7 protein-coding genes and 1 other RNA gene are annotated in these 12781 nt (G+C 42.1%); all 8 read left to right on the top strand.

Translation table 11 applies throughout. From position 1 onward, the window contains the following. Positions 1 to 299: 299 nt before the first annotated feature. On the top strand, positions 300 to 4883 hold the full coding sequence (gltB, locus tag RYP29_RS02000) for a glutamate synthase large subunit (protein ID WP_311531970.1): 4584 nt from the start codon (positions 300 to 302) through the stop codon (positions 4881 to 4883). A gap of 60 nt (positions 4884 to 4943) precedes the next feature. Further along, positions 4944 to 5124, top strand: an RNA gene (ffs, locus tag RYP29_RS01995) — signal recognition particle sRNA large type. 149 nt (positions 5125 to 5273) lie between these two features. Beyond that, positions 5274 to 7712: a DNA polymerase III subunit gamma/tau gene (gene dnaX / locus RYP29_RS01990; protein ID WP_311531968.1), complete on the top strand. Its 2439-nt coding sequence runs from the start codon at positions 5274 to 5276 to the stop codon at positions 7710 to 7712. Positions 7713 to 7781: 69 nt separating this feature from the next. Continuing rightward, positions 7782 to 8111 carry a YbaB/EbfC family nucleoid-associated protein gene (locus RYP29_RS01985; protein ID WP_005377304.1) on the top strand — a complete coding sequence of 110 codons (330 nt, stop codon included), beginning with the start codon at positions 7782 to 7784 and terminating at the stop codon, positions 8109 to 8111. Then, positions 8112 to 8708 carry a recombination mediator RecR gene (gene recR / locus RYP29_RS01980; protein ID WP_005384103.1) on the top strand — a complete coding sequence of 199 codons (597 nt, stop codon included), beginning with the start codon at positions 8112 to 8114 and terminating at the stop codon, positions 8706 to 8708. A gap of 1 nt (position 8709) precedes the next feature. Further along, positions 8710 to 8970, top strand: a complete 261-nt coding sequence (locus tag RYP29_RS01975) for a hypothetical protein (protein WP_156931720.1) — start codon at positions 8710 to 8712, stop codon at positions 8968 to 8970. A 17-nt stretch (positions 8971 to 8987) separates the two neighbouring features. After that, complete coding sequence (locus tag RYP29_RS01970; protein ID WP_311531965.1) at positions 8988 to 11573, top strand: 3'-5' exonuclease; 2586 nt, start codon at positions 8988 to 8990, stop codon at positions 11571 to 11573. Beyond that, positions 11573 to 12580, top strand: a complete 1008-nt coding sequence (locus RYP29_RS01965; RefSeq protein ID WP_311531963.1) for an RluA family pseudouridine synthase — start codon at positions 11573 to 11575, stop codon at positions 12578 to 12580. The genes RYP29_RS01970 and RYP29_RS01965 overlap by 1 nt, the downstream gene beginning before the upstream one ends. Positions 12581 to 12781: the final 201 nt, after the last annotated feature.

Raw genomic sequence — 12781 nt, 5'->3', positions numbered from 1 at the left:
ATGTTGGAAGTGACACCGTAGTGGTGTCACCCCAACATTTATTATAGAGCCTTTTATTTCGTATAATGAATCATGTATACAAAATACGCATATGGCTATGATTTTACTGCAACTTAGATTGCGGTTTTTATATTATCAATTTACAGTGGACTTTGGTATACTGTGTATAGACATTGAATTCTATAGAATCTAAATTTTATATGAATGTTGAAATGAAAGTAACTTTCACAAGGCCTATCTATAATGATTATATTGAGGGTTGTGAAACATCAAGTGATATGAGAAGGAGTACAAAAGCTATGGAGATGAATGATAGCGTTATTGAACAACAACGTTTAGATCAGGCTAGACTCGAAGCAAATGGCATGTATAGCAGCCAATTTGAAAAAGATGCCTGTGGTATGGGTTTTGTCGTAAATATTAAGGGCAAAAAATCCCATGATATCATCGATGATGGCTTGCGTATTTTAGAGCGTCTTGAACATCGTGGTGGTGCTGGTGCAGATAAGGATACAGGCGATGGTGCTGGTATCTTGGTACAAATCCCACATGAATTTTTTAAACGTGAATGCGAAGTGTTGGGCATCAATTTACCTGCAGCAGGTGAATATGGTGTGGGCATGATTTTTGCGCATAAATATGAAAGTCTTCGCAATGAGCAAAAACGGATTTTTGAAGAAGTAGTACGCGAAGAGGGACAAGTCGTTCTCGGTTGGCGTGAAGTACCTGTAGATGGTACTAAAGTTGGTAAGGAAGCGGCTGCTATTCGTCCTTGGATGATCCAAATTCTCATTGGTAAAGGCCCTGATGTAACGAATAATGCGGAATTTGAACGTAAATTATATGTTATCCGTAAATTGGCGGAAAAACGCATTATTCCATTGAGTAAGGAACTATCTAGCGACTTTTATATTGCATCCTTGTCCTCTAAAACAATTGTATATAAAGGTATGTTGACTCCTGGTCAATTGCGCGACTTCTACCTTGATTTGAGCGACCTTGATTTCACATCTGCATTGGCTATGGTTCACTCCCGTTTCAGTACGAATACATTCCCAAGCTGGGCTCGGGCGCATCCTAACCGTTTCTTAGTGCACAATGGTGAAATCAACACAATCCGTGGTAACGTAAACTGGATCAATGCTCGTGAAGGTAAAGCTGAATCTCCATTATTCCCAGATATTAAAAAGGTATTCCCTGTAGTAGATGACAGCGGTTCTGACTCCGCTATGTTCGACAACACTTTGGAATTCTTGCACATGACAGGTCGTTCCTTGCCTCATGCCATCATGATGATGATTCCTGAACCTTGGGAACGCAATAATCTCATGAGCCAAGAAAAACATGACTTCTACGAGTTCAATAGCTTCATGATGGAACCATGGGATGGTCCTGCTGCTATGGGCTTCACTGATGGTACTGTTATCGGTGGCGTACTTGACCGTAATGGTTTGCGTCCTGCTCGTTACTATGTAACAACTGATGATCGCGTTATCATGGCGTCCGAAGTGGGTGTAGTAAACGAAAACGCTGAAAATATTCGCGCTAAAGGTCGTTTGGAACCAGGCAAAATGCTTCTCATCGATACAGAGGAACAACGCATTATCTCCGATGAAGAAATCAAACAACGCGTTGCTACTGAATTGCCATATGATGAATGGGTAAAAGAGCACGTTATCCACTTGTCTGAAATTACTCAAGCTGATGAAAGCGATATTCCAAAAGTAGAAGATTTGTTCAAAAAGCAACAAGCCTTTGGTTATACTCAAGAAGATCTTGTACGTATGATCGTACCTATGGCAAAAGATGGTAAAGACCCTGTAGGTGCAATGGGTGCCGATGCTCCACTTGCTATCTTGTCTGATAAACCACAATTGTTATACAGCTACTTCAAGCAAATGTTCGCGCAAGTAACAAATCCTCCAATCGACTCCATTCGTGAGGAAATGGTTACATCTACACGCGTTATGCTTGGTAACTCTGGTAACTTAACAGACCCTAATAAAGCTGGTACTTATGCGTTGTCCATGCGTACACCAATCCTTACTAACCAAGAATTGGCGTCCATTAAGGCTCTTGACTGCCGTCGTATGAAATCTGTTACATTGCCAATCCTCTTCGATCCAACTAAGGGTGCGGATGGCTTGCGTGATGCGTTGAATGAACTGTGCGAAAAAGCAGAAGAAGCAGCCCGTACAGAGCAAAATGTATTGATTTTATCCGACCGTGGTGTCGATGAAAATCATGCACCAATTCCAGCGTTGTTAGCTGTAGCAGCTGTTCATAATCACTTAATTAGAAAAGTATTGCGCACAGAAATTGGTCTTATCCTCGAATCTGGTGAGCCTCGTGAAGTACATCATTTCTGTACATTGATCGGTTATGGTGTAACAGCTATCAATCCTTACTTGGCTCTTGAAACTGTACGCGATTTACAAGCTCGTAAACGTCTTGGTGATATTACACCTGAACAAGCAGAAAAGAACTACATTAAAGCAGCTGTAGGCGGCATTATGAAGGTTATGTCCAAAATGGGCATCTCCACAGTTCGTTCCTATCATGGTGCACAAATCTTCGAAGCCTTGGGCTTGAACACCAACTTTATTAATAAGTTCTTCGTAAATACACCAACTCGTATTGGCGGTATTGGTCTTGTAGGCGTTGCCAATGAAGCTTTGGCTCGTTATGACCGTGCTTTCAAATCCGACGAATCTGTGCTTGAACCAGGCGGTTGGTACGGCCCTGTAAAAGACGGGGAAGAACATTTATTCAACCCTAAAACAATTGATCTTTTACAAGAATCTCTTATCAACGGCGACTATGCTAAATATAAAGAATACTCTAAAGCTATCCGCAACGATTACCATGTAACATTGCGTTCCTTGATGGAATTGAACTACCCTGTAGGTGGCGGTATTCCTATTGAAGAGGTTGAACCTGAAGAATCCATCGTAAAACGCTTTAAAGCAGGCGCTATGAGTTATGGTGCCATCAGTAAAGAGGCGCATGAAACAATCGCTATTGCGATGAATCGTCTTGGCTCTACATCTAACTCCGGTGAAGGTGGCGAAGATTCTGCTCGTTTTAAACCATTGCCTAATGGGGATAGCATGAACTCTGAAGTAAAACAAATTGCATCCGGTCGTTTCGGTGTAACTGCTAATTACTTGATTCATGCAAAAGAATTGCAAATCAAATGTGCACAAGGTGCTAAACCAGGTGAAGGTGGTCAATTACCAGGTAAAAAGGTATATCCTGAAATCGGTAAGGCTCGTCACTCCACACCAGGTGTAGAACTTGTTTCTCCTCCACCACATCATGATATTTACTCCATCGAAGACTTGGCGGAATTAATTTACGATTTGAAATGCGTCAATAAAGATGCTCGCATTTCCGTTAAATTGACTTCCGAAGCTGGCGTTGGTACAATCGCAGCTGGTGTGGCGAAAGCAAAAGCAGATAATATCTTGATTTCCGGTTATGACGGCGGTACAGGTGCGGCTGGTCGTACATCTGTAAAACATGCTGGTGTGCCTTGGGAACTTGGTTTATCTGAAACTCATCAAACATTGATGCTCAACCGTTTGCGTGACCGCGTTCAATTAGAGGTAGACTCTAAATTGATGACTGGTTTCGACGTAGCTGTTGCGGCTATGCTTGGTGCTGAGTTGTTTGGTTTCGGTACATTACCACTTGTAGCTGTAGGCTGTAAAATGGCTCGTGTATGTAACCTCAACACATGCCCTTATGGCGTGGCTACACAAGATGAAAAATTACGTGCTCGTTTCAACGGCAAACCTGAATATGTAGAAAACTTGATGATCTTCATTGCACGTGAATTGCGTGAAATCATGGCTCGCTTAGGCATCCGTTCCGTAGCTGAACTCGTTGGCCGTATCGATCTTGTTCGTCAAAAATCTCAAGACGATAACTTCAAATTGTCTCGTGTCGATTTGAAACGTATCTTGTTCCATCCATACATCGATGCGTCTGTTGGTCATATGCATACCATCGATCAAGATCATGAATTAGAACGCACATTGGATATGTCCAAACTCTTGCGTATGTGCCGTCCTGCTATCGAAGATCAAAAACCTATTCGCGCTAAATTGGCTATCAACAACATTAACCGTGTAGTAGGTACATTAGTTGGTTCTGAGGTAACTCGTCGTTATGGTGAAAGCGGCCTTCCAGACAACACGATCAAGTTGAACTTTGAAGGTTCCGCAGGTCAATCTTTTGGTGCTTTCATTCCAAAAGGCATGACTTTAGAACTCGAAGGGGATGCGAACGACTACCTCGGTAAAGGCTTATCCGGTGGTACTATCGTTGTTTACCCACCTAAGAAATCTATCTTTGAAGCTGATGAAAATATCCTTATCGGTAACGTTGCCTTCTATGGTGCTACATCTGGTAAATCCTTTATCAATGGTGTAGCTGGTGAACGTTTCGCCGTTCGTAACAGTGGTATTACAGCTGTTGTGGAAGGCGTAGGCGACCATGGTTGTGAATACATGACAGGTGGCGAAGTTCTCGTACTCGGTAAAATTGGTCGTAACTTTGCAGCTGGTATGTCCGGTGGCTATGCGTACATCCTCGATTGCGATGAACGTTATGTAAATACAGGTCTTGTGGAATTACGTCCTGCTAATAATGATGATCTTAAACGCATCAAAGAATTAGTGGAACAACATGTATTGCATACTAATTCCACAAAAGGCCGTCATATCCTTGAAAACTGGAATAACTTTGCAAACAGATTTACTAAGGTTGTTCCTGTAGCATACGAAGAAATGCATGCTGCTATTGAACGATTCAAAGAACAAGGCTTGTCCTTAGAAGAGGCTCAATTGGCTGCTTTCAAAGAAAAATATGCAAAATAAGTTCGACTCTAATGTAATTTAGATAGAATGTAATGTAGAATGCCTCTATAGCTTTGACTATAGAGGCATTTTCATGTATAATATTTGTATTGCAATATTGGATCATGGCAGTTCTCGGGCCCGTGCAATGGGGGCCTGTGAATCGTGTCAGGACTGAGAGGTAGCAGCACTAAGCGGTAACCTTCATGTGCCACGGGGAACCCGGGGGCTGTCGTGATCGAATATTGCAAGGCGGCCTTTGGGGCCGCTTTTTTTATCTTATTATTGAAGCTGAAATGGGTATTAGTTACATGCAAAGAGGACGTGAAAGGACGCCCTCTTTTTTGCGTAATATGGTATAATAAAGTATTGCTAATTACGGACTATTTACAGGGAAAAGGGGGTGTTCCGATGGCATATATGGCGCTATATCGTAAGTATCGTCCGCAGACGTTTACCGATGTGGTTGGACAACATCAGGTATCAGATACGTTGATGCGTGCTATCCGCGAGGATAAGGTGGCTCATGCGTATCTATTTGCCGGCCCGCGCGGGACTGGTAAGACGAGTATGGCTAAGATTTTTGCACGTGCCATTAATTGTGAACATGGCCCTACAGACCATCCTTGTAATGAATGTAGCGTATGTAAATCGATTTTGAGTGGTCAGTCTATGGACGTCCTCGAAATTGATGCGGCATCGAATCGTGGTATCGATGAGATTCGTGCTCTTCGTGAAAGCGTAAAGTTTATGCCTGTAGAGGGGCGTAAAAAGGTATTCATCATCGACGAAGCCCATATGCTTACCAATGAAGCGTGGAATGCCCTATTAAAGACGATAGAGGAACCACCAGATCACGTCATGTTCATCTTTGCGACCACTGAGATTGAAAAATTGCCTGTTACCATCGTATCTCGTTGCCAACGATATACATTTAGACGTATCACATCTGATGATATTGCACAGCGGTTACAATATGTTGCAGATAAAGAAGGCTTTGCCTTAGAGGATAATGCAGCACGTCTTATCGCGGTTCATGCGGATGGTGGCTTGCGCGATGCGTTAAGTATTCTCGATCAATGTGTGGGCATGGCTAGCGGCGAGATTACACCTTCTGTTGTAGAGGAACTCATTGGCCTCGTTAGTAAGGACTGGATTATTAAATTCCTATCTGCCTTGCATAATGGAGATGGCCCAGCTGTATTGAAATATATTCAAAATGCGCTTAGTGAAGGGCGTGATGGGGCTCAAATCATGGAGGCCCTTACGCAACACTTACGGGCTTTATTGATTGCTAAGGTAGCTCCCGATGCTGAGGAATTAAAGGTATATGATTCGTTCCGCACTGAATTCTTAGAACAAGCACAGGCTATCGAGTTTGGTACCATTAACCAATATATTAAACAGTTGCAATCCATCATGAGCGATGCAAAGCAGGTAGATAACCCACGGACCGTTATTGAAATGGGATTGCTCGTATTATGTGCTGGTATTTCAAAAGCTAATGATGATGTAGAAGAACGCTTATCCGCCTTGGAACATTCAGAGCGAGAATCTCGGGAAGGGCTTCTTAACCGATTAGCTAAGTTGGAACAACAAGGCCCACCGATGACGGCACCATCTATTAATTTTGTGGCTACACCTAATGCATCAAGGTCTAATGTGGTAGATGATGATTTTATTCCACCACCTATGGAGGAATATGAATCTGTTACGATTCATGAGGTGCCAACAAATTATAAGCCTGCACCTACTGTAGCGGAATCGAAGCCTAGCTCCAGTACACAAACGGCTGCTACAGGTTTGACACCTCCGCCAGTGGCTGGGAGTGTGCCACCTCCTATGAATGGTGTGGGTATGACGCCACCACCGATGAAGACTTCTGGTGCAGTACCACCTAAGACAGGCACAGCTCGAACGACGAGACATACGGGCCGTCAGAAGAATACAGGTATTAGCCAAGTCGCTGTTATCGGTGAAACCATGGTGGACTCTGGGGAATATAGAACCATTCAGACTACTGTGATAAAATATCTAAAGGACAGCGATAAGGGATTAGCATATAATATTATTGGTCAAGGCCAAGTTATTTATGTAGATCGTGAAAAAGCAGTGGTAGCTTTTAAAAAGGGGATATCCCTTACCTTGGCTACTAATGAAGCAAATCGCAAGGAAATTGCATTAGCATTCCAATATGCGTTGGGCTATTCCGTGTCTTTAGAGATTGTTGATATAGAGACAGATGTCTATAAAGAATATATGATGGCTAGTGGAGCACGATCTAATCGAGCTGTACAGCCTAAAAGGGCACAGCCAGCACCGGTTGTTGAGGCTCCGCCACCACCGGTAGAAGCAGACTTACTTGATAATGGTGAAACAGCATCCTCTACGCCTATAGCGACTCAGGATACTGAAGAGGAATCTAGAGCTACTATACAATCTGAAACCCAAGATGTATCTGGTAGTGTAAAACCGCCAGAGCCTGTCAGCTCCGAAGCTCGTAATAATGCTAGAGAGGCTGCGTTAGCTGCTCTTAAAGCAAGAGGTATAAAACCACCAAGCAGTAAGGGCGATGAGGATTCATCAGCTAAGAAAACGACGACTCATGATGATGGCGGTATACCCGTTATGAGTTTAGATGGAACACAGGTAATGACCGATGATGGTGAAGTTATCAATCGGCCTATGGATAGCGGTGCCACCGTGGAGGTAGAAGCCGTCCCAAAGCGTGAATACCAGTGGGACCCTGAACATATGGGCGTTGAAGAACAACAAAACCCACTGTTGGCTAAAACATTAGAGAAACTTTCAGAAGACCATGACATATATGTAGAGGTCATAGAAGAGTAAATTATATTTTTTAGTATATAGTTAATTTATTGTACAGGGACTTTCACAGTCCTATAAGGAGGAAATACAATGTTCGGTAAAGGTATGGGCAATATGGCAGGCATGATGAAAAAAGTTCAAAAAATGCAAGCTGACATGAAAAAAATGCAAGAAGAGTTAAAAACTCGTACAGTAGAAGCATCCGTAGGTGGCGGTGCTGTTACCGTTGTTATGAATGGTGAAAAGATGATTGAATCTTTGAAATTGAACCCTTCTGCAGTTGATCCTGAAGATGTGGAAATGCTTGAAGATTTGGTAATGGCTGCTGTTAATGAAGCAAGCAAAAAAGTAGATGACCTATTGTCTCAAGAAATGGGCAAGGTAACAGGTGGTCTTAACTTGCCAACAGGTTTATTCTAAATGACAAACGCATTAGAACGGCTCGTAGAACAGTTGCGCAGATTGCCTGGTATTGGATCAAAATCTGCCCGTCGCTTGGCATACCATCTTGTGGAAATGCCTCAAGAAGAGGTGGACCGATTGGTCAATACCATTGTTGAAGCCAAAGGGGCAACCCGTCATTGTTCTATCTGTTTTAATCTATCTGCGCAGGACCCTTGTGAATTTTGTTCTAATCCTAATCGGGATCAAACCACGATTATGGTGGTTGAAACGTCTCGTGATGTAATCGCCATTGAACGCAGTGGTGATTATAAGGGGCTCTACCATGTGCTAGAAGGCGCTTTGTCACCTTTAGAGGGCATCGGTGCTGAAGATATTCGTGTTAAAGAGTTAATTGCTCGTTTGCGCGACGGCGTCGTACAAGAGGTAATCCTCGCAACGGACCCTGATGTAGAAGGGGAGGCGACGGCCTTATATTTGGCTCGCCTATTAGCACCAACGGGCATCAAGGTAACGCGTATTGCACGCGGTGTTCCTGTAGGTGGAGATATCGAATATGCCGATGAATTGACCTTGGGCGGTGCCGTTGTAAACCGCCAGGAGATGAAAGGATAATATGAACGTATTACTCGCGCCATTATTGGCAGCGCCTATGACTGAGGCAATTATATCTGTATTTGTCATAGTCATTGCATTGAAATTGGCTTTTTTCACCATTAAAAAGGTGGCCATCAATGTTGCACTAGGCATTGTGACATACATGGTATGTATCTATGTGTTACATATACCCATGGATATTGGCTTTGGTGTGTGGGCTTTAACCGTATTATTTGGTCCCATTCCGATGGCATTGGCCGCTCTATACTACGGCTTATAATATAAGGAGAGGATATCATGGTTATCAATAGCGAACAACAACGCGTCATCGATGAACTAGATAGAAATATCCTCTTGTTGGCGTCCGCTGGGACGGGAAAAACGAATACACTGGCTTATCGAGTGGCTCACATTATTGAAAGTGGCCGCTGTGAGGCTCATCAGATTTTGTGCATGACCTTTACCAATAAGGCGGCACAAGAGATGAAGTCGCGCATCGAATCCCTCGTTGGCCAACCTGCAAAGGCTGTGGAGATTAGTACGTTCCACAGCTTTTGTTTTTACGTTCTTCAACAAGAGGGTAAGCGAGATGAGTCGCTTTATACAGATGTGACCATATTTGATGAAGAGGATTGTAAAGAACTATATTTGCCGTATAAACCAAGAAATATGAGGGATATGAACTTTGCTAGCCTTATTAGCGTGGTAAAGGAATATCGCTCTGTGTATGGATTCTATTCTGACTCTACCATAGATGATTACAAACGAACGATACAATGTTTAGAGCAGGAGCAATCTAAGCAAATAGAGAAATTATTTTACAATTATAATACGCTTGCTACTGAGGACTTGTCGGACTTTTGGGCTCATGGTCATGAATGGATTACCCATTATGATGAAGGTTTACAATCGGTTCACGGTGTAGATTTTACTGATTTAATCTGTGGTGTTCACCGATTATTTCAGAATCCTGATATTCGAGAACGTTGGCGCAGTCGCTATCAATATATTTCCGTCGATGAAATGCAAGATACGGGCTCTTTAGAATACAAGGTTATGGAAATGTTATGGGAAGGTAATCACGTTCTTTTATGTGGCGACTATTTCCAAACTATTTACGAATGGCGAGGCTCAGATCCGTTCCGTTTATTAGAGGCATTTACCCGCGATTTTAATCCTCTAAAAATCATATTCTATAAAAACTATCGCTCCAACCGTACTTTATTCACGATGGCTTTCAAAACATTGCAAACTATGTTTCCTCAGCTGGTAGGTGATGTATATGATGAAATGCCTGAGGCCAATAGTGCTAGTGATGGTGCACCTGTTCTTGTGAAAGGCTGCCGCAATGAATATACGGAGGCAAAGTTTATTTATGACCGCATTTGTGCGCTTCCAAAGGATGCATCTATCGGTGTGTTGGTTCGTGATAACCGCAAGGCACAGCGTTTAAGTGAGCAATTTGAACGATATAATCAAGATAAGCCAGAATCGGAACGTCGTCCGTTTATGATTATCGATGAATATAAATTCTTTCGCCGTCAGGAGATTAAGGATGTCATGGCGTATTTTAAGCTCTTGATGAATCCAAATGATGCGGTCAGTGCAAAACGTATTATTAAACGTTATGTATCGGGCATTGGTGATGCGCGTATTCGCGATATTGAAAGCCCTAAAAATCGCAGTGTAGGGTTAAAATTGACGGATTTTATGGATATGCCCATCTTTGAAGCCGAGCCATATGCTAAATTGGTAGCTGGTCTTGAGGCGGGTGAAGTCGTAGTATACGATGTGGAAAGCACTGGTACGGATACGACAGAAGACCGAATTATCCAGATTGCAGCTCTGCGCATTGATAAAGATGGGAATGAAATAGAACGGTTTGAACGTTTTATCAATCCTGGTAAATCGGTAGGTACCTCTCAACTCGTTCATGGCTTTACGGATGCATATTTAGCAGAGCATGGTGAAAGTCCAAAGGTCGTATTGGAGGCTTTCAAAGAATTTTCTAACAATCGTATTATTGTAGGTCATAATGTTAATTATGATATTAGCATTTTGAGCCATGAATTAGCGCGCCATAATTTAGGAGAGCCTCAATTTAAGGCTGTATATGATACACTAGATATCTTTAGACGGTTCTATCCTACGCTAGAGAATCATAAGTTAGGATTTTTATCGAATCATTTTCCGATTAATCATACGCCTACCCATAATGCGATGGATGATATTATCGCTACTGGACAATTGTTAATTTATGCGGTTCATGAAAATATTGTGCCCACAACGACGGACCGCATGGTAGCCATTAATCAATATAAGGCGGCTTTCACAACGATTGCGTCTCAAATGGCGACATTGCGAAGAAAGATGCATACCGATAACCCTACGGAGTTATTGGCCTATATTATGAATCAAATGGGCGTACTAGACTATTATAAGAGTCATGGCGAAATGGCCAAGGTTGAACATATACGAGATCTGTATCGTATTATGGAATCATTAGATAAGGAATATGAAGGCACAACGGGATTAGCTCGTCTCAATCATATTTTGCAATTGGCTGCCTTGACGGCCGGTGAGCCTCACCAGATGAGTAAACAGTCCAAGATACCGATTATTACGGTTCACCAAGCTAAGGGGAGTGAGTTTGACCATGTATTTTTGGCGGGTATGAATCAAGGGACATTCCCTAGTTTTATGTCCTTGCGCGAAGGAAACGAAGATGAGGAAAAACGCTTGTTCTATGTGGCGATTACAAGGCCAAAACAAGAACTGGTTATTACCTATACCCATGAATCCCAACGAGGACAGGGTACATCGCCAAGTGTATTCCTCGATTATATGCCACGAGATCCAAAACTCGTAGAAAGGAGTATGTAATGGCACGAAAGACACATAGACCGGATGATATACTTTGGCCCGTTACGGAAAGTGATTTAAAAGCTGTAAGAAATACCTCGTCAGATAGTGTGACACTAGGTGCAGTATTAGATACGAAGTATCCAAGAAAAGCGATGGTAAAGCTATTTGATGAAAAACTAATCCATGTAAATGGTCACAAAGCAACGCCTTATACGGAGGTATCCATAGATGATGAAATTTGGATTGCTATGGCTAAAGAAAAGATTGATCATGAACCAATCGCAATGGATTTACATATTCTCTACGAAGATGATGATTTACTCATTGTTGATAAGCCGGCCGGTGTTACAGTAAATTCAAAGAACCAAGTATCTCTTGCTAATGGCATTGCATACTATTTCAAGGAACATGGTATTAAGCGCAAAGTACGTTTTTTGAACCGTCTTGACCGGGATACAACAGGTTGTATTGTAATTGCTAAAAGCGGTCTGGCTCAAAGCCTTTATCAGCAACAGATGGATGATAATACCTTTGAGAAATGGTACATGGCAATCGTTGAAGGCATTGTCGAATCAGATGCAGACTCTTTGGTGTTACCCATGGCAAGAAGTGTTGACGGCGTTCACTATGAAGTGAATTCAATGGGAAAAGATACACGGACTGATTTTACCGTTTTACACCGCTATCCTAATGGAGCTGTGGATAACTCTGTGTATAACTTACAAAATACTGTGGATATACCCCGTGAAAATGTGGACAGCACATTAAATACTGTGGATAAACAGGGTGGAATTGTGGATAATTCTGTGCATAACTTAGGCAATCAGCCTTGTACAGCAGTGGCAGTTCGCTTATATACAGGTAAAACACATCAAATCCGTGTGGCCTTTAGCCATATAGGTCATCCTTTAGTAGGGGATACATTGTATTGGGCAAAATTTACGGGAGAACCATTTGCACTACGGGCAATGAAAGTTGTTTTTACACATATGCGTTCTGGAGAGCGTATAACCGTTCAAGCTTAACTAGAATAGGGATTAAGTAGTTGAACAGACTTTAAAATACATAAAAGTTTCTAATTGAGAAATGAGAATGACTGATAAGTTCAGTAAAATCAATGGATTTCATGAAAATATATCGAAAAATATAGTGACAAATGATAATCCATAAGCTATAATACAAATAAACGTACACATATAAATTATTTAATATTGTACATATAGTAT

The organism is uncultured Veillonella sp., from assembly GCF_963534045.1.
Lineage (GTDB): Bacteria > Bacillota > Negativicutes > Veillonellales > Veillonellaceae > Veillonella.
Note: the sequence above shows the minus strand (reverse complement) of the source record. Positions and strands in the feature narration are given on the sequence as shown.